Origin of the sequence: Clostridium lundense DSM 17049 (assembly GCF_000619945.1) — a bacterium.
Classification (GTDB): Bacteria; Bacillota; Clostridia; order Clostridiales; family Clostridiaceae; genus Clostridium_AO; species Clostridium_AO lundense.
Window position 1 is genome coordinate 394,758 of the sequence record NZ_JHVC01000002.1, and the last position, 22,715, is coordinate 417,472.

13 protein-coding genes are annotated in these 22,715 nt (G+C 29.1%); 12 read left to right on the top strand and 1 reads right to left on the bottom strand.

What is annotated here, in order from left to right:
• Positions 1-47: 47 nt before the first annotated feature.
• On the bottom strand, positions 48-545 hold the full coding sequence (locus T514_RS0105665; RefSeq protein WP_027623900.1) for an SEC-C metal-binding domain-containing protein: 498 nt from the start codon (positions 543-545) through the stop codon (positions 48-50).
• Positions 546-784: 239 nt separating this feature from the next.
• Between T514_RS0105665 and T514_RS23885 the strand changes: the two genes are divergently transcribed.
• The 12 genes from T514_RS23885 (at position 785) to T514_RS0105725 (ending at position 22,633) form a co-directional block, all read left to right on the top strand.
• Entirely contained in the window at positions 785-1,798 is a 1,014-nt protein-coding gene (locus T514_RS23885; RefSeq protein ID WP_169735804.1) for an acyltransferase, read from the top strand.
• A 517-nt stretch (positions 1,799-2,315) separates the two neighbouring features.
• Positions 2,316-6,428, top strand: coding sequence for a cell wall-binding repeat-containing protein (locus tag T514_RS25555; RefSeq protein ID WP_027623901.1), 4,113 nt, complete (start codon positions 2,316-2,318; stop codon positions 6,426-6,428).
• Positions 6,429-6,516: 88 nt separating this feature from the next.
• Positions 6,517-6,957, top strand: coding sequence for a hypothetical protein (locus T514_RS0105680; protein WP_027623902.1), 441 nt, complete (start codon positions 6,517-6,519; stop codon positions 6,955-6,957).
• A 477-nt stretch (positions 6,958-7,434) separates the two neighbouring features.
• Complete coding sequence (locus T514_RS0105685; protein WP_027623903.1) at positions 7,435-9,189, top strand: DUF5050 domain-containing protein; 1,755 nt, start codon at positions 7,435-7,437, stop codon at positions 9,187-9,189.
• A gap of 290 nt (positions 9,190-9,479) precedes the next feature.
• Positions 9,480-11,291: a cell wall-binding repeat-containing protein gene (locus T514_RS26045; protein WP_084284320.1), complete on the top strand. Its 1,812-nt coding sequence runs from the start codon at positions 9,480-9,482 to the stop codon at positions 11,289-11,291.
• Positions 11,292-11,454: 163 nt separating this feature from the next.
• Positions 11,455-12,777, top strand: a complete 1,323-nt coding sequence (locus T514_RS25560; protein WP_027623904.1) for an efflux RND transporter periplasmic adaptor subunit — start codon at positions 11,455-11,457, stop codon at positions 12,775-12,777.
• A gap of 21 nt (positions 12,778-12,798) precedes the next feature.
• On the top strand, positions 12,799-13,503 hold the full coding sequence (locus T514_RS0105700) for an ABC transporter ATP-binding protein (RefSeq protein WP_479723126.1): 705 nt from the start codon (positions 12,799-12,801) through the stop codon (positions 13,501-13,503).
• Positions 13,504-14,715, top strand: a complete 1,212-nt coding sequence (locus tag T514_RS0105705) for an ABC transporter permease (RefSeq protein ID WP_027623906.1) — start codon at positions 13,504-13,506, stop codon at positions 14,713-14,715. It begins immediately after the preceding gene.
• Positions 14,716-14,792: 77 nt separating this feature from the next.
• Positions 14,793-16,013 carry a TolC family protein gene (locus tag T514_RS0105710; protein WP_027623907.1) on the top strand — a complete coding sequence of 407 codons (1,221 nt, stop codon included), beginning with the start codon at positions 14,793-14,795 and terminating at the stop codon, positions 16,011-16,013.
• Between the two features lie 29 nt (positions 16,014-16,042).
• Positions 16,043-17,155, top strand: a complete 1,113-nt coding sequence (locus tag T514_RS0105715; protein ID WP_027623908.1) for a TolC family protein — start codon at positions 16,043-16,045, stop codon at positions 17,153-17,155.
• A gap of 284 nt (positions 17,156-17,439) precedes the next feature.
• A complete protein-coding gene (locus T514_RS0105720; RefSeq protein WP_027623909.1) occupies positions 17,440-20,394 on the top strand; it encodes a YhgE/Pip family protein in 2,955 nt (984 codons plus the stop codon).
• 133 nt (positions 20,395-20,527) lie between these two features.
• Positions 20,528-22,633, top strand: a complete 2,106-nt coding sequence (locus tag T514_RS0105725) for a leucine-rich repeat domain-containing protein (protein ID WP_084284328.1) — start codon at positions 20,528-20,530, stop codon at positions 22,631-22,633.
• The last annotated feature ends 82 nt before the right edge of the window (positions 22,634-22,715 follow it).

Consider the following 22,715-nt stretch of genomic DNA (forward strand, 5'->3'; position numbering starts at 1 on the left):
AAAGGAGAAGAAATATAAAACTCAGGGTATTAAGTGATTAGGAATTATTACTTACCACAGCAATTTTTATATTTCTTACCACTACCACAAGGGCAAAGTTCATTTCTACCTATTTTTTTAGGAGATACTAAAGTTTTTTCATCTCCATAGGTAAGCTTTAGTTCTGTTATTTTATCTTTTCCAAAAATAAGATTCCATTCTGGCAAATTATAAAGATATTCTGTTCCAGCTTGAAGCATATTTATGTATAATTTTTCAAAATTTATATCTAACGCTATTTCTGAATCTTCAGTTATGTCTTCTAAATTTATCGGATTATTTAGAGAAGAATTTATACCATCAATAAAACCAACAAAAGAAATTAAGGATACATCAAAGTTTTTAGCTAAGTCTTTAATATTTCCTTTCATAGTAGTTTTGTAGTTTTTAATAATTTGAGGTGTTATTTTTTCTTCAATAGAAGCATATTCATTCCAAAACTCCTCTTCGCCGGAAGTCTTTACAAAATATACAACTAAATTTTTCCATTCATTATATAAGCTCATATCTTATTCTCCTTTTACTAAGTATAATTCCATTAATCATTATAATATAAAGCTTCATGGATTTTCAACTTAATTATTTGAATTAAAGAAAAACATTAGTATTGAAATTAAATCATAAAATTAGTTTAACATAATATTAGAAAAAATCAATAAATAAAAGTAAATTACTATATGATATAATAGCTATATTAAGAAAAAAATGGAGTGTGGTGATAAATTTGGGACGAAAGACTACTATTATGGAAATAGATGCGGGAAAAGCACTAGGGGCTGTAGCTGTAGTTTTAATTCATGTGTCAGCCTACACCATGGCCAATATTAAAATTTTTGATTTTACATATAAAATAGCCTTGATATTAAATCAGATAGCTAGATTTTCTGTGCCATTATTTGTTTTATTATCAGGAGTAGGATTAGGTTTAAGTTATAAAAAAGACGATGGATATTTAAAGTTCTATAAGAAAAGATTAAGTAAGTTAGTACCTGAATATATTATATGGGGAATAATATATTTAGTAATAATAAATAAAAATTACAATTATAATCTTTGGCCAAATCTATTTTTAAAAGGGGATAAAATTTTTTATCATTTGTATTTTATGCCCATGATTATCAAACTTTACATTATTTTTCCCGTATTATATATAGGTATGAAAAAAAAAGCTGGGCTTTTTATAGCGTTTTTAATATCAGTAGGAATAACTACAACAGCGCATTATTTTAATAATCCTAATTTAGCCTTGGATTTTTACTCTAAAAGAAATGTAGTGTTTTGGTTTTTTTATTTTGTATTGGGTGTATATTTAACCTCAAAATTACAGTATTACATTAAAAAAAGTAAAAAGCATAAAAAGTTATTGGGAGGCATATTATTACTATGCACAATTGTAATATTGTGGGAAAGTTTCTATGGACTTAAAATAGGGAAAAACTTAGATTATTGTACCACTTTCATAAGACCATCTATAATACTTTATTCTATAATATTTACCATTTTTGTTTTTTCTTTAAATTATAATAACCAAATTTTATTTAAGCTTTTAAAAAATATAACGAATAATTCTTATATAATATATCTAGCACATCCATTTATACTCTACTATTACATGAAGTGGTTTAGAAGTTTAAATTTAAAAATAGGGAGTATTTATTTTCTTATATCTGCTGTAATATTTTGTACGATTATGCCAATAATTTTTGCAGAGCTATATAAGAGAATAAAGTCTAATATATTTAAGGTTTTTAACAACTAATGTAAAAATGGGGGGGACTTAACTTTAAAGATTCTAGATTTTACAAATAAATATTGATGTTTAGAAGGAATTATTAAGTTTATGTAGAATAATTAAGCTATCAAAGTAAAATTAAGTAAAATAATAAAACCAACCATGGTAATTATGGATACAATTTCTAAGGAAAAAACTATAGAAATATTGTAATATGTGTTGTATAATAGTACATGAGGTTAAAAATACTAGGGAAAAATTAATTTTCAAATTAATGAAAAATGTGGAGTACATAATTTATATCCGGATGTATTACAAAAATAAAAAATGAAAATCTTTTTAGAAAGTATAGAAAAGCTTGCAGCTTTATGCTATAATAACCATTAAGTTTAAAATTACCATTTGGTGAATAATAATCATATTATAAGATATTATTCATCAGGTAGTGTTTTTAACCACAAGGTTAGTTATATATAAATATATAAAAATTTTTTATATATACAAATTAAATTAATTTCACTTAAATGAGGAGGTTATCATAATTATGAGTAAAAGAAGCCACAAAGCACTAGCAAGTGCTACAGTTATGAGCTTAATATTAACTTCAACTTTAACTGCTACAAATGTACAAGCGGCAGCTACAGTTGAAAGAGCAGGGGGTAGCGATAGATTAGCTACTGCTCAGGAAGTTGCAAAACAGATATTTGGAAAGGCAGAAACAGTTGTATTAGTTAATGGATATGGATATGCTGACGCAGTAAGTGCTACACCACTTGCTAAAGCATTAAATGCACCAATACTTTTAACTAATGATGCTGAAAAACCATCAGCAGACTTATTAGCTAGCTTAACTTCATTAGAAGCTAAGAAAGTAGTTATAGTTGGTGGTACTGGAGTTGTTAAGACAGCTTTAGAAACTGAATTAGCAAAATCATTCACAGTAGAAAGAATTTCAGGATCAAACAGATATGCAACAAACGCTAATGTAGCTAAGAAAGTATTAGAACTTACAAAAGCTACTAAAGGTGTTCTTGTAAGTGCAGCAGGATACGCTGATGCTTTATCAGTAGCTTCCATAGCAGCAGCTAAAGGAATGCCAGTATTATTTGGAAACGCAGCAGAAGTTCCAGCAGAAGTTAAAGAAGCTGCTAAAGGATTACAATTAGTAGCAGTTGGTGGAGCAGGCGTTTTACCAGACAGCGTTATATCATCAGTAAGTGCTACAAGAATAGCAAACGGTGCTGATAGATTTGATACTAACTTAAAAGTATTAGATTACTTCAAAGAAGATTTAAAAGATGTTAAAAATATATTCATGGCAGCAGGTGGAAGATCTGGAGACAGAAACTTCGCAGATGCTTTAGTTGCATCAGCAGCAGCTGCTAAATATGGTGCACCAGTTGTTCTTACTGGATATGGTGCAAATGATACTCAAGTATCAGCAGCTACTAAATACGTAAAAGACCATATGAAAGATGATACTAAGGTTACTATCGTTGGTGGAGAAGCTTCAGTAAGCAAGGACATAGAAAATGATGTAAAAGGTGAAAAAACAGACAACAAAACAGAAGTTGGCAGCATGGAAGCTTTAAACTTAAATCAGGTAAAAGTTGTATTTGATTCTAAAGTTGATGAAGATACAGCTGAAAGTGTAGCTAACTATGAAATAGATGGAGAACAGTTAAATTCAGATAAAGCTGTAGCTGATCTTCAAGATGATGGAAGAACAGTTATAATAACTTTAGCTAGGGTTGAGTCACAAGAAAAGACTAAAACAATTAAAGTTAGAAAAGGTATTTTAAGTGAAGATAGATCTAAACTTGTTCCAGAAGCAGAAAAGAAAGTTACTTTCAAAGATACATCTGCACCAACAGTAAAGAGTGTATCAGCAAAAGGTAACAGCAAGTTAACAGTGGAATTCTCAGAAGCTGTATTTGCAGAAGGTTCTACTGAAGAAGCAGCTGTTAAAACCTTAGCTCAGCAGTTAGAAGTAAATGGAGAAACTATTGATTCAATAGGATATAATACTGATATGAAAGATGGTAAGTTATTATATACTAAATTAAAGAATTCAATAAAAGCTTCAAATGGAACAGCTGGATACTATGTAAATAAAGTTGAATTCTACTTTGATTCAGCTTTAGAAGATGGCGATAATAAATTAAAGGCTCCAGAAGGAAAGAAAGATTCTTACCTAGTAGATGCAGCTGGATGGATCATGAAAGAATCTACAACAGAATTCAAAGTTGAAAAAGTAACTGGAAGACCACAGGTTAAATCAGTAACAGGTTCAACTGATGGTAAAGTATACATCAATTTTGATAGACCTATGGACAAGAAGACAGCAAGTGATGTAAAGAACTTCCAATTAAATGGTAGTGATTTAAGTGGTACTGACGTTAAAGCAGAAACTAAAGAAGGAGATACTCAGATAAAATTATCAGGAGTTGAGAAGATTTTAACAGGATCAAATACTGTTACAATACTTGACAAAGTTAAAGATGCTTATGGTAATAAAGTAGATGATAATACAAGAGTATCATTCACTGCTGAAAAGGATAGTGTTAAACCAAAAGTTAATTATGTATTAACTGTTGATGATTCAACTATAAGAGTTATATTCAGTAAGGATGTAAAGAAGAGCGTTGCTCAAAATACATCAAATTATACATTGAAAGATTCAAAGGGAAATAAGGTTTCTATTGAAGAACCAAAGCAAGTTGCCGGATGCGATGATATGTATGATATCACATTAAAAGATGGTAAAAAATTAGGTGGATCAAAATATACACTTAAAATTGAAAATATCATCGACTTAGCTGGAAATATTATGGATGAAGCAACATTCCCAATAAACGGATCAGATGTTGTTCCAACTATAAAGAAAGTTGTAACTGTAAAGGGAGAAAAGAATAGACATAAAGCAGTTGTTATATTTGATCAGGAAATGAAAGTATCAACTATAAATAAACTTGAAAGTTACAAATACAAAGATGCAGATGACAAAGTTAAAGTATTACCATCAGATTCAAAAATATCAGTAGCATCAGATAATAAGACTGTAACAATTGAATTCCCAGAAGATAGTTACAAAGTTCTTACACCTGATACTAATACTAGCAAATCCAATACAGTAAAGAGCATAATTATTACAAAAGATGTTGAATCCATAAATGGAGTTAAGATGGATGCTGATGAAACAGTGAAAATACAAGAAGCTGATAGTAAATCAACAGTTAACTTAGCAAGCGATCCAGTAACTCTTAAAGACAATGACGGTGGAGATGATGCAATAGTTCAACTTAGATTTGATGGTGCTGTTGATAAAGTTGAGAGTAAAACAAGCTTCACATTTGTAGATGGAAGTAAGGAAGATGCTGTTCCTGGTAGAGCTGTACCAACTAGTGTGACTGCAAGAGGTGAAATTGTTGAGTTTAGATTTACAGATAAAGATGCAGAACTAGTTAAAGCTTTTGGTGTAGACTTAAAGATGGATACACAAGGAACAATTAGAGATTATGCAGGACAACCAATAGACTTTACTTCCCCAACAAAAGTTGATACAAATGAAATAGCTCCAAGATTATCTTATGCTAAGAGTAATGACTATATTAAAATTAATGAACAAGATGAGTTTAAGACTTGGTTTACTGATGCAGATCAAGATACAGTAACTATAAAGTTCAATACTAAAATAGATCCATATAGTATAAATAAAGATGACTTTACATTTGTAAGCAATTCACAATCTAAATTAAAAGTAGCTGGTCATCCAATAGTAAAAGGTAATACAGTAACTTATGAGTTCGAAGAGGACATAAAAATTAATGAAGAAATAACAATAAAAGTTGCTGATAGCCAGAATATCAAGAGCGATGAAGATGATAATGGCGATAAAGTTAAATACGTTCCTCAATCAGCTGAAAAGGGAGAAGGACTTAAATTTAAAGTTGTTAAAGGAACTTTAGTTAACGCAGAAAAAGTAACAGTAGAAGGACCTAAAGAAGTTGTTATTGGTCAAAATATAACATTAAAAGCAACAGTAACTCCAGATAATGCTACAGACAAAACAGTTACTTGGACATCAAAGAATAAGGATATAGCTACAGTTGATGAAAATGGTAAAGTTACTGGAGTAAAAGAAGGAACAGCTATTATTGTTGCTAAATCAGGAGATGCAGAATGCCAATACACAGTATCAGTTAATAAAGCTGTAACAGATAAAGATATAGCAGATAAAGTAACAGCAGCAATAACTGAACTACCAGCAGTAGATAAGTTAACAGTAGCTGATAAAGATAAAGTAGTAGCAGCAAGAGCAGCTTATGATAAATTAACAGATGCTCAGAAAAAATTAGTAACAAATCTTACTGTCTTAGAAGCAGCAGAAAAGAAAATTGCTGATTTAGAAAAGCCAACTACTCCTACAGAAGTAACAGCAACAGTTGTTAAAACTGAGAAGAATGTACCTATGCTTGGATCAACAAAGGTATATGTAAAATTAAATGGAGCTACTGATTTAACAAAGTATACTGTAACAATTAAAGGAGAAAATGCAACATTAGAAGGAGATATGTTCTCAGCAGCAGTAGTGGGTACTTTTGAAGTAAGCGAGATTGTTGTAGCTAGTGATGTAGTAGTTACTCCAGTAAAATAGTTTATAAAAATTAAATTGTTAGGTTTTGGAGATTTGTATATAATCTCCAAAACTTAAAATTAAATAAACTAATATAAAGGATGATATTGTGATAAAAAGTATAAAGGCATCTATAATATCACTATGTTTGGCATTATTAACAATAAATCCTGTTTTAGCAGCTTCAACAGATTTACTTGTTGAAACTAAGGCAGGACAACATTATCAATATAATATGGTTCAATTAATTAGATCATATAATAATGATAAAAAGCTTTTTACTGATTTCGAAGAGAAATTAGCAATTGGTCAAGTAAAGGCTTATTATGATAATAAAGTAAATGAATATGTAGATTTCTCAAAAATAGTAAGATCATATAATGAAAATAGAGATCAATTTGACTTAAATAAGTTTACTGAAAATGCAAAATATGATGATATGATATTTATAAGTGATATGATCCAGACCATGATAGAAGAAAATGGTGAAGTAAAAGAAGGACAAATTATAAAAAACGAAGAGCGTTTTGATGTAATGAGAATTTATTAGAGAAATCTGACCCTAAGGGTTTTCTAAGATCCGTGGGGGATGTGAACAAGAGATGGATAGCCTTTTGGGTATCCTTCTCAAATTTAGATAAATGAGCGGAAATTAAATAATTGACAGTTAAGAATGGACAATAAAAACCTATCAAATCCGAAACCTATCAAAATAAATTCAAATCAAAAATCATAAAATAGTCAGTTCACATCAATGACTGAAAAATTTAATACATACATTTCATAGGGAACTAATCCTTTTTGGGGGATTAGTTCTTTTTGTGTTGTATATACAACGGACAGTGAAATTAATATTTAATAAAATTGAAATCATATATTTTAAAAGAGAAAATTTAAAATCACAGTGGTTATAGATAAATGAGTTTTATTGAAATATGATGAAAAATATGTTGATTACGGGGTAAATTTATAATAATATATATAATGGTTAATTATGCTAAAGATGAAACGTGGAGGAGAGAAGAGAATGAAAAAGAACTTTCAACTAATGTTATTAATGCTATGTATGACTTTGATTTTAAGTGTACAAGTATCAGCAAAAAGTTTTGTTATAACCGACGAAAAGCATAGTGTGGCTTCAAACAAAATATGGACAATAGAATTTACTCATGTAGTAAAGTTTGATGAACAAACTAAGGTAAATATTACAGTAAAGGATAGCAAAGGACAGTCTGTTCCTGTAACATTAAAACTTGGGGAAGATAAAAAAACGGTATTAGTTTTACCTCCGGAAGGTGGATATAAAATGGGAGAAAGTTATATACTATCATTAAATGATAATGTTAGAAATGATAAGGATGTAAAACTAAAGAGAAATGTATATTTGAATTTTATAATAGAAAATTCTGCAGCGATAGAACAGGATGGAATATTTGGAAATACAATTGGAAATAGTATAAATGATTCTTGGGTAGCTGAAGATGCTAATAATGTTTACTTTATATGTGGACAATATTCAAATACATTTGAAGGATATATAGGCAAATATAATAAAAATACTAAGGAAGTAACTAGATTTACTGATAAAGAGGTAACGGATGTATCAGGAATAAATGTGGTTAAAGATAATATATATTACAAAGTTTATGAACAAGATATAAATGGTATAAATCCAGATAATTCATATATTTATAACTTATATAAAATGAGTACAAGTGGTGGAGAGGGTAAAAAGATAGTTGAAGGTGTATGGCAGTATATAGCTTCAGATAAAAATATTTATTATGTAAGTATGGTTGATAATTATAAGCTTTGTAGATGTGATATAAATGGACAAAATAAAGTTGTAATTACAGAAGATCCTGTAGAATTTTTTAATGTGGTAGGGGATAAGATAGTTTATACTAAAAGAGAAAGAAAAGAAATACATAATGGATTTAATTCAAAATTTTTAGGAGCTATTTATAAAATAAATTTAGATGGATCTAATAAAATAGTACTTACAGAAAAAGAAGCACATAATATAATTACTGTAGGTAATGATGTTTATTACATTAACTATTCAGATAATAATAAAATTTATAAAGTATCATTAGATGGTAGTAATGACATAAAAGTAAGCGATAATAAAGCAGAATATATGAATATAAATGATGGATGGATATACTTTGCTAATGAATCAGCTTCCAAAACTATTTATGTAGGAAGTGAATCAATTCCAAAACAAGTAGGTACTTTATATAAGATGAAAATAGATGGAACAGAAAGTACTGAATTAAATAAGGAATATTTTAGAGGAATAAATGTTTTAAATGATGCCATATATTATAATTTATATGATGATAATGGAAGCATGAATTGGGAAATTAGAATGAGAATAGGAAAAGATGGACAGAATCAACAAGAATATTGGAAATATTTAAATGGATCCAGTAATATAAATATAGATTCTGTAGTGAAACTAGAAAGTGGAATAATAAATATACATTATAAGAATCCTGGAACAGAACAAAGTGCAACAGTTATGGATTTAGATATAAATAAGTTACCTTTAGATATAAAAAATAAAGTAAAAGCTTTTGTTTTGATTACTACTCCATATGATTATGAGTTAGATAGATTAAAGAGTATAGCATCAGAAATTCCTGACAGAACTCCTTTAATTACTCATTTTGAAATGCTTAATTTTGAAGAACCTGGAATGACTAGACATGACTATGGAACTGTAATGTTATTTGATGAAAAGAATAACATGATAGCATATTATACAGCAAGAATTTAATGCTTGAGGATAAAAATAGAGGAAGATAAATGAAAGAAGGGTAAACTAAAGAGTTTATCCTTCTTTTGTATTCTAGATACAGGATATATAACATAAATCTCTTGAATAACTTAATGAAAACAGGTATATTATATAAAGAAGCTTCTCTATGTGGTAAAATTTACTGATGGGGAAGCATATATTTTTATTTTTTCAATTTTAAATTTTTCTGTAATATTAATGAATAAAATTAGTTGTGTTATTGTTAATTAAAAAGTGCATTGCACTTTAGTAATATGGGAGGTCTTTTCATGAAAAAGAGAAATAAAAAAGCACTTGTAAGTAGTCTTGTTACTACATTTATTTTAACATCTACATTAGTACCATTAACAAAGGCTAAGGCGGCAACATCAGTAGAAAGAATGTTTGGCGCAGATAGATTTGTAACAGCCCAGAATGTGGCAACACAAGCTTTTGGTAAAGCTGAAAATGTAGTAATTGTAAACGGACTTGGCTATGCTGATGCAGTAAGTGCAGCGCCACTTGCAAAAATATTAAATGCACCAATACTTCTAGTGGATAATACAAAAAATCCTTATGTAAGCTTGCTAGAGACTTTATGGAAGCTTGGAACAAAAAAAGTATACATAGTTGGTGGACAAGGGGTTGTAACAAAGGAATTAGAAGATAACTTAGCTAAAAGTTATGCAGTAGAAAGAATATCAGGAGATCCTAAGGATGGAAGATATGGTACAAATGCTGCAGTAGCTAAAAAGGTTTTAGAAAAAACAAATGCTACAAAGGCAATTCTTGTAAGTGCTGAAGGCTATGCAGATGCACTATCAGTAGCATCTATTGCAGCTACAAAAGGATATCCAGTTTTATTTGGAAATAAAAATGAAGTTCCGAAGGTAGTAAAAGAAGCAGTACAGGGATTGGAAGTTAAAGCAGTAGGAGGGGAAGGTGTTCTTCCAGAGAAGGTCTTATCTCAGATAGGAGCTGAACGAATTGCTAAAGGTGCGGATAGGTTTGCTACCAATTTAAATGTATTAGATTATTTTAAAAATGAATTAAAATTTGAGAATATATTTGTAGCTGCTGGAGGAAATGATAGTAAACATAAATTTGCAGATGCTTTAGTTGCTTCAGCGGTAGCAGCAAAATACGGATCACCATTAGTTTTAAGTGGATTAGGTACTACAGATATAAGTAAACAGGCTGCAAATCAATATATAAAGGAAAATATGAATAGTAATAACAAGGTTACTATTGTAGGAGGAGGAGCTTCTGTAGATGCTTTTATAGAAAGTGAATTAAAAAATAAAGCAGAAGAGATAAATTCTAAAAAGGAAGAAGTAAATAACGAAAACAAAGATGGATCAAATAATAATAATAATAAAGATGAAGCAAATAGTAACGATAAGGATGAAACAAATAATAATAAAGAACAAGGCCAAGCTAACACCTCGAAATTTAATAGTGTAGAATCAATAAAAATTTTAAGTTTACATCAAATAAAAATTAATTTTGCTAAAGAGATAAATAAAAATTTAGCAGAAAACTTAGGAGCATATCAATTAGATGGTGCTGATTTGAAGGGGAATAGTGGAACAGCTAATGTTTTAGAAGATAAAAAATCTGTTCTTATAACATTTCAAAAACCTTTGAAAGAAAGAACTAATATAACATTTACAGTTAAAGGAAACTTTATAGAGGATAAAGAAACTGGTAAGGATATAGAACAAGCAGAAAAAACATTGTTAGTAATAGACAAGAAGGAACCAACTGTGGAAAAAGTAGAAGCCATAGATAATAGCAGAATATGTATTACTTTTAGTGAGGGAGTAGATTATAAAAGTTTATCTAAGGCAAAGAACTTTAAATTAGATGGAGAAACATTAGATTCCTCAAGGGATATTATAAAGGAAATAGGACCGATTTCTAGTATTAACAATATCAATGGTGATAATATGGATATTGTCAATGGAATAATAATTGAAATTAAATCATCACTAAATAAGGGAAAGCATACATTAATATTTCCAGCAGACAATGATTTAAGAGTAGTAGATACTTCTAATATGCCATTGGATAAAAATGAATATATATTTGAAGTAAAGTAAATTTGTTTAAAAAACTCTGTACATAAATGGAAAGCGTACAGAGTTTTTTATATTTAAGGAATTCTTAAGCAATATTTAATATTATTTATATAGAAATAAGAAATGCCATATGCTAGAATAATTTTATATGGAAATAATTTTTTATATAAAAGGGAGAGAAGTCATGGAAAAGAAAGCAAAATTCAAATTAAGCAAAAAAAGCATAATTATTATTTTAATAATTGTTTTGGTAGCTACAGTAGGAGTTATATATTCTAAAAAAAGCAAAAAAACTACATCTGTTAGTGTAGATATTGGAAAAGTTGAAAAGAAAAAACTTATTCAAGCTACTACTGCAACGGGAAATATTGAAGCAAATTACAGAAACGATATAATATTAAATCCAGCACAAAAGGTTATAAAAGTTTTTGTTAAAGAAGGACAAAAGGTTAAAAAGGGAGATATTTTAGTTAAGTTAGATGATAAGGAATATAAGACTCAATTAGAAAAACAACAGTTAAATCTCCAAAGTGCTAATTTAACTTTATCACAACTTCAAGGTACAAGTACTATAAATGAAAGAAAAAATGCGATAAATGCAGCTGAACAGGCAGAATTAACATTACAAAATGCAAAAAATAATTATTCAGATTTAAAGAAAAAATTTGATCAAAATAAAACATTATATCAAGGCGGATATATATCAAAAAATGATTATGACGCAGCTGATAAGGCGTTAAAAGAAGCTGAAAATAGTGTGAAAAATGCTGAACTTGCTTTAACAAATTCAAAGAATTCTTTATCAAATACAAATGCAAGTACACAGGATAAAATAGCAACCCAAAGAAATCAAATAGCAATTATTGCAGCAGATATTAAGAGTTTACAAGATAAAATAAATGATTGTAATGTAAAAGCTAATGTAGACGGAAAAGTAGTAAAGATGGATGCAAAAGAGGATCAGTATCCAAATACAGGAGATATGATTATAATTGATGATATTTCTAAATATAAACTTTCATTAGATATCAATCAATATGATGCTGTTAATCTAAAAAATGGACAAAAGGCTACAGTGAAGATAAAGGGTATAGATAAAAAATATTCAGCTGTAGTAACGGAAGTTGGACAGGTTGCACAAACAAAGATAAATACAAATGCAAATTCTGGAGGAAATCAGGAATTTAAAATAAATGTAAAGGTAACTATAAATGATTCTGATGATAAAATAAGAGCAGGATATGAAGGCGATGCAGAAATTGTTCTTAATGAAAAAAATTCATCACTTTCAATTGGTTTTGATGGAATTAAAGAAGACAGGGCTAAAAAGGAAAAATATGTGTATGTAGTAGATGGAAATAATAAGGTTTCTAAGAAATACATAAAGAATGGATTAGAAACAGAATATGATGTAGAAGTTTTAGAAGGGCTTAAAGAAGGAGAAAAATATGTAATTAACCCTCCTGAAAATTTAAAAGAAGGGGATATAGTTTCACCAAGAAAATAGTTAAGGGAGGGATTTAATGTGATAATAAGCCTAGAGGATATTAGAAAAGTATATGATACTGGTGCCATTAAACTAGAAGCATTAAAAGGTGTTAATCTTTCTATTCAAGAAAAAGAATTTGTAGCTATAATGGGAGCTTCTGGTTCAGGTAAATCGACGCTTATGAATATTTTAGGTTGTCTTGATAGATTAACTTCAGGTAAATATATTTTAGATGGAGTAGATATATCTTCACTAGATGATAACAGCTTAGCACAAATAAGAAATAAAAAAATAGGATTTGTGTTTCAGGCATTTAATCTTTTGCCTAAGCTTACAGCTTTAGCAAATGTAGAGCTTCCTATGGTTTATGCTGGGGTACCAAAACAAGAAAGACATGAAAGGGCAGTAAAAGCCTTGGAAAGAGTGGGATTAGGTAATAGAATTCACCATAAGCCTAATGAAGTATCTGGAGGACAAAAACAAAGAATTGCAATTGCAAGATCGTTGGTAAATAATCCTTCTATAATACTTGCAGATGAACCTACAGGAAATTTGGACAGTAAATCTAGTGAAGAGATTATGGAGATATTTCAAGGACTTAATGATGAGGGAGTTACCATAGTAATGGTAACACATGAACCAGATATTGCAATGCATACTAAAAGATCCATAGTATTTAGAGATGGAAATATAATTTCAGACAATATAGTAAAGGATAGAATAATAGTAGGGGGGCAGAAATAGATGAATATTTTTGAAAGTTTTCAATCTGCCTTTCAAAGTGTAAGGGCTAATAAATTAAGATCTTTTCTTACTATGCTAGGTATTATAATCGGTATATCCTCTGTAATTACCATAGTATCTATAGGGGATGGTGCTAAGAACTTTATATCAGGAGAATTTGCCGATATAGGTACAAATTTGATAAATCTTAAGGTGAATTCCTCAATAGAGGATACTGTAGAAGAAAGAGATTTCTTTACCATGGAAGATGTAAAACTTATAAAAGATAAAATTCCTGAGGTTACTCATGTAATGCCTGAATTGCAGGGATTTGGTGTGTTAAAAACCGAAAAAAAATTAAAACCTGTAAGGGTAGGACTAAGTAATCCTGATTCACAAAAAATTTATAATATAAAGATGATAAAGGGAAGGTATTTAACTGATCATGATATAGATGCAGCAAAGAATGTAGCCGTCTTAGATGAGCCTACAGCTAAAAAGTTATTTAACAGTGTAGATATTGTAGGAGAAAAGGTAAAGTTTAATGCAGGAGATAGATATATAGATTTGAGTATAATAGGAGTTTGCAAAGATCCTAATGGTAATTTATCTTCAGCTTTTGGTGACAATATGCCAGGACTTATTCTTACGCCTATAACTATAGCAGATAGAATATTTAAATATACAGATATATCAGGTCTTTCAGTTATACTTTCTGATATGACTAATGCAGATGAAATAAGTAATAAGATGATAAGACTTATGGAAAATGTTCACAAGAACAAAGATAAATATTCTGCTCAAAAGGGATTTAAGGAACTAGAAACAATTGATAAGGTTTTAAGTACTTTAACTGCAGTTTTAGGGGCTATAGCTGCTATATCACTTTTAGTTGGTGGTATAGGGGTTATGAATATAATGCTTGTGTCTGTAACTGAAAGAACAAGAGAAATAGGTATAAGAAAGGCAATAGGAGCTAAGACACGAGATATAAAAATACAATTTTTAATGGAATCTATAATACTTTGTCTAATAGGAGGAACTATTGGAACTATACTTGGAATTTCAGTAGGAAAGATAGCAAGTAGTCTTATACATGTAAATGTACCTGTATCAATAAAGGTTATTTTAGTATCATTTGGATTCTCATCTGCGGTAGGTATATTCTTTGGATTATATCCAGCAAATAAAGCTGCCAAATTAGATCCAATAGAAGCATTAAGATATGAATAGTTGACAATAACTAGGAATTAAGAATTAATAGTTAATTCTTAATTCCTAATTATTAATTAGACAATGGGGGTGGTTTAGTGAAGAAATTTAAGATATTTTGCATGATAACAGCAGTAGTATCAATGCTTTCTACTCCAGTTTTTGCCCAGGAAATAAAGGGAAATGTGTTGGATTTAGATACTGCTATTAATAATGCTGTAAAAAATTCTTATATAATTAAACAAAGAGAAAGTATATTGGAAAGTACTGAAAGATCATGTAAAGATCAAGTGAAAATGGCAAATAATATAGACAAGAGAATAAAAGATAATGAAAGATTTAAAGAGCTAATCGGAAAAAATGAAAGAACAAAGGAAGAAGAGGCAGAGTATCAAGTATATGTTAGAATGTATGGAAAACCAATGAGCTATGATGAACTGACAAGTTATTCAAAAACATCTAACATTGTACCAGTAAAAAATAAATTCACAATATTTCAATACACAAATGCTCTTCAAGTAGCAAAAAATAATATTAAGCAAAATGTATATGAAGAATATGGAAAGCTTATTAAGGCTAAGGATGATTTAGATTTAGCAGAAAAGAAGTTTAATGTAGCGGAAAGTGAATTTAAAAAAGTAAATTTGAATGCATCATTAGGAATAATTTCAAAGTTAGAAGGTAATGAAAAGAAAAGTGACTACCTAAAGGAAAAAGAAAATTATGAAAAACTTAAAAGAGAATTGAAAATACAAACTATGAATTTTAATAGACTTATAGGTGTTCCTATAAATACTGAATATTCTCAGTTTACTAAGGAATATTCTAAAGGAACAACATCATTTAAAAGCTATGAAGAATACGTAAATGAAGCGTTGAAAAATAGAGCGGAAATAGTAAATGGAAAAGAATATATATATTATAAGGAGTACGAAAGAGACCTTTCTTCTGGATCAAATTTTGAAAAGAGAGAGAAAGAAATAGGGCAACAGTACTTAGAAACTGCAAGAGATACTGTAGAAATTAAAAAGTTAGATATACAGCTAGAAGTAAAAAGATTATATGATGATTTAGAAGTAAAATATAAAAATTTTGAAAGTATATCAAATGATTATAAGGAAGCTAAAAAAAGTTATGATGAAATATCAACTAAATATTCTATTGGAGTAATAAGTAAAATAGAATATGACAAAGAAACAGCAACTTTTACTGAAAAAATGCTAAATTATCTGAATAAGGATAGGGAAATATTTATATCAAAATTAAAGCTTGAAAATGCATGTTCTTTAGGAACAGATATAAATAAGGGATTATATTAGTGATAGGTAAAAAAGAAGGAGGTACGGTTATGAAAAAATTCACATCAATTATATTAACGGCTTGTATGGTTGCATCATTTAGCAATAATGTGTTTGCTCAAGAAGATAAAAAAGAAGTAAAAAATGAAACAGTGATAAATTTAACAATAACAGACGTGGCAAATAGATTAAAAAATGATAATATAGAACTAAAAATGATAGATGAAAAGATAAAGCTTTATAATAAATTATATGGTAGAGATCATGCAAAGGCTATTGAAGCAGATAATAGTGGTAGAAGTGATGTAGAAAGCAAAAAAACAGCGTTACTATATGCTGGACAATCAGCACAAAGGGCTGAAGATGCAGAACATGAAAAGGATAGTAGGTTTAAAGAAATAAAACATGATTTAGAAAGACAATATTTAAATATTGTAAATTGCGATAGGGAAATAGATATTATAAATAAATCCATGAAAAATGTGGAAGAAGAAATAAAAAAAGTTAATGCCAATGTAGAACAGGGAAAAGTAACAGCTAATACATTAGACTCTCTAAAGGTAAAAAAGGCTCAGCTTTTAGCCTCATTAAATTTGCCTAAAGCTCAAAGAGAAGAGGCATTATTAAAAATAAAACAATATTTAAATATAGATAAGAATACACAGATTAATTTTTATGGAGCTAAAAAAGATTTTATAAAATTTGAAGATACAAACATAAATGATTTAATTAAAAATGCTTTAGATAAAAATTATAATTTAAAAAAGCAAAAACAGAATATTGAATTTGCTAAATTAGAAGAAAAAATATATATGGAATATGGTAGAAATAGTGAAGATGAAGAAACAGATTTAAAAATAAGAATGAATGATTTACAAAATTCTTTTGAAAATGATAAGACGAATTTAGAAGTAGATATATGGAAAGCTTATTATGATTTGATGAGTAAACAAAATATTGCAGAAATAGAGAAATTAAATTTAGAAAATATTAAATCTAAGTATAATGAAATGGAAGCAAAATTAAAGCAGGGGTTAATTGATAAGCTTACATTAGATTCCACAGAACTCCAAATGGAAAAACAAAATGTTACTGCAGAAAAAGCAATAAATGAATATATGATAACTTTAGAATATTTTAAAGATTTATTGGAAGGTTTTTAGTAAAATTTTATGATAAATATCTTATTTAAAAATCAGTTTGTAAAAATTTTTTACAAGCTGATTTTTTCTATATTTAGCTATTGTTAATTATTAAAATATTAGTACGATAATGGGTATGGATTGATATTAATATTTGGCCATGATTTACATGTATAAGACAAAATTAACAATTTATTTTCAAATAGTTGGTTGACAATAAGTCAAAAAAGTTGTTTAATAAAACTGACCAGTCAGTACTAAGTAATAATAAAATGCAAAAATTTAATAAAGAAGAGGGAGAGGGCATGAAATTTCTAAAGGTATTATGGAGCGATATTCGCAACATTTCTAAAAGCAAGTTTTTAAAAATGACAATAATAGCAATAACATTGTTGCCACTTGCGTATGGAGGGCTTTACCTTGCAGCCTTCTGGGATCCCTATGGAAAAACGGAAACTTTGCCCGTAGCTGTAGTAAACCTTGATAAAGGAGGGGAAAGGGAGGAAATACGGGTAAATTATGGTGATGATGTAGTAGATGGACTAAAGAATAATGATAAGCTAGGATGGCGGTTTGTAAAAACCTTGAAGGAAGCGGAAGACGGGCTTGAAGGCGATGATTATTATGCAATGTTAGTTATTCCTAAGGACTTCAGCCAAAGAATACTAGATGTAGAGAATGGTAAACTAAAAAAACCAAAGGTAATATTTAAAGGAAATAAAAAGAAAAATTATGTAGTAGGTCTTATAACTGATAAGGCGTCTGAGGCTATAGAAAAAGAGATAAGAGAAAAAGCTGGATCTAAATTTACAGAAATAGTTGTAGATAAGGTAGAAGAGGTAAGAGATGGGTTAGAGACAGCATCAGAGGCAACTTCCCTTATGAAGGATGGGGTAACACAGTTAAAAGATAAAATTCCTACTATGACAGATGCAATTGGAAAGATTCATGATGGATCTTCTACATTAAATGAAAAATTAGAGGATGCTAAAGATGGAAGTAGTAAATTCATGGAGGGTGTAGGTACCCTGAAGGGCAAGATGCCTGATCTTCTTGATGGAGTGGATAAGCTTGATAATGCAACTTCTATACTAAATAATAATGTAAAGGATGCCTATGATGGAAGTGTAATTCTTAGAAACGGGGCTCTAGGCTTATATGATAAGCTCCCTGATCTATCTGATGGAATAGATAAAATTAATGATGGGTCACAGTCTCTAAAGGAAGCAGTTGGACAAGTAAATGATAACATGCCAGATATGATAGATGGAGTAGAAAAATTAAAGGATGGAGCTTTTGATTTAAGGAATGGGATTGGAAAAGTATCAAAAAATATAAGTGATAAATTAGATACTGAGGAAGATAAGAAAAAAGAAGATAGTGATGAAAAAGATGATGGCAAGTCTAAGAAAAAAATAGATGAGCAAGTAGTTAATAAATTGGTAGAAGGCTTAAAACCATTAATACCTAAATTAACAGATGAAAAACAAGGATTACCATACTTAGCAAGTGGATTAGGAAAAGTAAGTATGGGATTAGATAGTTTAAAAGATAGAGTGCCTGAAGGACAGAAAAAAATTATTCTAGGACTAAAGAGTAAGATTGATGTGGATAAATCAGATATGGATGCTTTAGTACAAGCCTTTAAAGCTGTAGGCACTGAAGATGAAAGTGAAGTTAAAGGAGGACTTTTACAACTCTCAAAGCTTCTTGTTAGAAAGGATATTGATACCACATATTGTGTTATAGAAAATACAATTAAGGATTCAACTAATATTCAAGAAGTAATAAAACAATTAGGAAAGAATTATGGTATTGATATTGAAAATGTACCTAAGGATAAATTACCAGAACAATTAAAACCTCTTAAGGAATTATATGATGGATGCAAGATTATATCATCAACATTAAGTAAATTACATCCTAGTTTTAAAGAATTAGAAGATGGACTAAATATGTATCAGGTAATGTATCAAATGGTGAAATATGATACAGAAACAGTAGATAAATTATCAACAGTTGTAGAAGGACTTAATGCTTTATACGAGGGTTCAGATAAGTTGTATAAAGGATTAGATACACTTTATGACAAGACTAAAGCTTTACAAGATGGAGTAGGTCTTTTATATAATGGATCTAAGGATTTAAATGATGGAACAGATAAGTTCCAAGGAACAATACCTTTAGTTATTAATGGTATAGCTCAACTTTCAGATGGTACAAGAGATTTAAGTGATGGTCTATTCAAATTGGATAAAGGAACACAAACACTTAATGAAAAAGTGGGAGAGTTAAACCAGAAAGTACCTGATATGCAAGAGGGAGTTAGTGAGCTTTATGATGGATCATTCCAATTAACAGATGGTATCTCAAAATTAATTGATGGTTCAGGAAGAATTAAAGATGGATTATCCAGTTTACAGGGAAAGATGCCTGATTTACAGGATGGTGTAGATAGACTTTATGAAGGAACTGCAACTTTAAATTCTAGTCTTACAAAAGGTGCAGAAAAAGTATCAGATAAACTTGTGAGAAGCAGTAAAACCATGGGTGATTTCGTAGCTAAGCCTATAGATTTAGATGATACTCCAGTAGTGGAAGTTGATAAATATGGTCTAGGACTTTCACCATATTTCGTATCTTTAGGATTATGGGTAGGAGCTCTTATGATGTTCTTCTTAATTGGAGATGATGTAGGAAAAGACTTAAATAATGTTAGACCTTCATCAGTAGTATTAGGGAAATACTTGTTCTGTTGTATTATAGGAGCTATTCAGGCTGTATGTTTAAGTTTAGCTGTTTTCAAATTAGGATTAAGGCCTACTAATATACCAGCCTACATAGGATTTAATATATTCCTATCCTGTGTGTTTATTGCTGTAGCCCAGAACTTAATATTCTTATTTGGAGATATTGGAAGATTAAGTGTAGTTTTAATTTTACTATTACAGCTTACAGCATCTGGAGGTACATTCCCAAGAGAACTGCTACCAACGTTCTTCCAGAAGGTAAATCCAGTATTACCATTTACTTATTCAATATCTGCATTAAGAGAAATAAGCTGGGGTGTAAATTCCAATGTGCTTATTAAAGACATAGCAATATTATCTGGAATAGCTATAGCATTCCTTGTAATGTCTATGATATTAAAACGATATACTGATAAATTTAAAAATTTAGTATCAATAGAACATGAAAGGGAAAAATCACTACAAGAAGAAGAAACAATAGATGCACCTACAAATACTATAAGTCAATAATAAATGTTAAATACCAGTTATAGTAGATCTTTTGAATTGGACTATTATAACTGGTATTTGAATAAACAGATCGAATTCAATATTATTCCAAAATACAAGCGAGGTGAAAACGACTTTATAAAGTCGAGTTGTTATGGGAAGAAAAAAATTAATGTTTTTTATACTAACTACTTTTTTATCAGCAGGAATTATTCCTAATATTTCAGACACTGTTTATGCAAAAGATAATTTTAAAGATAATGCTACTGTAGTAGCTTTTGAAGAATATTATGCATCAAGCTCTGATAAATCACAGGGAGATGGAATAAAATTTATTGATAAGAATTTGGAAAAGGTAATAAGAGAGCAAATAAATAAACCAGTAGGACCTATAAAGGAAAGTGATGTATGTAATATAATTGACTTAGATATAAGAAATAAGGATATAAAAAGCATTGAGGGATTACAATATTTCACAGGGCTCAATAGTATAGACGCAGCTAATAATAAAATAAGGGATATATCTCCAATTAAAAAGTGTACATCTCTAGGTAAAATAAATTTTTCCTCTAATAAAATAAAAGATATATCTCCACTTAGTAATTTAAAAATACTTGAGAAGGTGTATTTAAAAGATAATGAAATAAGTAATGTAGAGGCACTTGAAGACTTAAAAGATATAAAAGAGTTAGATCTTGGCAGTAATAAAATAAAAAAACTAAAGCCTATTGCTCATCTAAATAAACTGAAAACTTTGATGCTTTCTGATAACGAGTTAAAGGAGATCGATGATTTAGGTGGATTAGAAAATCTTGAAAGCTTAACTTTAAGTAAGAATAAGATATCTGATATAAGCACCATAGGACTTTTAAGAAATTTAACCAAGCTATATATAGATGAAAATGAAGTAACAGATATAAATCCTCTTGTTAAAATGCCTTATCTTGAAAGAATAAATCTTGATAAGAATAAAGTTAAAAATATTGAGCAATTGGAAGAGAATAGAGAAGATTTAAAATGGGTTAAATATAGAGGAAAAGAAATAACCAATATAGGAAGTTTACATCGTATAATAGAACAAGCTAATGTGAATGTAGCTTTTAAGGATAAAAATTTAGAGAGAGAAGTAAGAAAAAAGATAGAAAAACCAATAGGGCAGTTAAAACTTGCAGATGTAGAGTTTATAAAGGATCTAAATTTATTTGGCAAAAATATAAGAGATATTTCAGGAATTGAGTACTTACGGGGATTAAAGTCATTAAATATTGGAAGAAATAACATAAAAGATTTAACACCAATTAAAGAATTAGATAATTTAGAAGACCTTTATATTTATAAGGGCAAGACTAATGATATATCAGCATTAGAGAATCTTGAAAGTTTGAAAAAACTTCAAATAACAGAAGCAAATATATCAGAAATAACAGCACTTAAAAATTTAACTAATCTTGAGAGTTTAGACTTAAGTGACAATAAAATTTTAGATGTAGAGGACTTAGCAGAATTAAGAAAGCTTGAAACATTAAATCTAAGCAAAAATCATATAAAGGATATAAGATCATTAAAAAATTTAGATGATATGAAAGAACTAAATTTAAATGAAAATAACATAGAAGACATTAGTGCTGTATTATATATGCCAGATCTAGAGAGGATTAATTTTGATAAAAATAAGTTAACTACATTAAAATCTTTAATGAATAATAAGGAACTTAAATGGGTTTCAGTTAATGAAAATAATATAACTAGTTTTGAAGGTTTAGAGAAACTTATAAACATTAAGGAAATTCACGCAGATGACAATAAAATATCAAGGTTAGATGCAATTAAAAATTTAAAAGACTTGGAAACACTAAGTGTTAAAACAAACAAGATAAGTGATTTAAAACCAATAGAGGAGCTGGATTATATCAAAAATTTATATTTATATGAAAATAATATTTCAGATATAACTCCATTAAAAAATATGACAGGTATTACAAGGCTTATTGCAGACAAGAACAATATAAAGGATATAAGCCTTGTAGCAAATATGTCTGAAATTAGGACTCTTTCTTTAGGAGATAACAAAATAACAGATATAAAAGCTGTGAAGAACCTTCAAAGTCTTGAGACTTTAGATATAGGAAACAATGATGTAAGGGATATAAGTGTGTTATATGATTTACCTGAACTTGATAAGCTTGTGGTAACAGATAATGATAACTTACCAAAGCATCAAATAAATGGATTACCAAAAGAAATTCAGATAGTACATTAAATTATAGAAAGTGAATTTAAAAAGTGCATAGTACTTTTTATATGAAGAGGAGAGGTGAGAACTGGTTTTATACCAGGAAAGC

Bases quoted from the DNA above. Each gene is read 5' to 3' on its own strand.
- T514_RS0105665 (WP_027623900.1), bottom strand. From the start codon at position 545: ATGAGCTTATATAATGAATGGAAAAATTTAGTTGTATATTTTGTAAAG.
- T514_RS23885 (WP_169735804.1), top strand. From the start codon at position 785: ATGGAAATAGATGCGGGAAAAGCACTAGGGGCTGTAGCTGTAGTTTTA.
- T514_RS25555 (WP_027623901.1), top strand. From the start codon at position 2,316: ATGAGTAAAAGAAGCCACAAAGCACTAGCAAGTGCTACAGTTATGAGC.
- T514_RS0105685 (WP_027623903.1), top strand. From the start codon at position 7,435: ATGAAAAAGAACTTTCAACTAATGTTATTAATGCTATGTATGACTTTG.
- T514_RS26045 (WP_084284320.1), top strand. From the start codon at position 9,480: ATGAAAAAGAGAAATAAAAAAGCACTTGTAAGTAGTCTTGTTACTACA.
- T514_RS25560 (WP_027623904.1), top strand. From the start codon at position 11,455: ATGGAAAAGAAAGCAAAATTCAAATTAAGCAAAAAAAGCATAATTATT.
- T514_RS0105705 (WP_027623906.1), top strand. From the start codon at position 13,504: ATGAATATTTTTGAAAGTTTTCAATCTGCCTTTCAAAGTGTAAGGGCT.
- T514_RS0105715 (WP_027623908.1), top strand. From the start codon at position 16,043: ATGAAAAAATTCACATCAATTATATTAACGGCTTGTATGGTTGCATCA.
- T514_RS0105720 (WP_027623909.1), top strand. From the start codon at position 17,440: ATGAAATTTCTAAAGGTATTATGGAGCGATATTCGCAACATTTCTAAA.
- T514_RS0105725 (WP_084284328.1), top strand. From the start codon at position 20,528: ATGGGAAGAAAAAAATTAATGTTTTTTATACTAACTACTTTTTTATCA.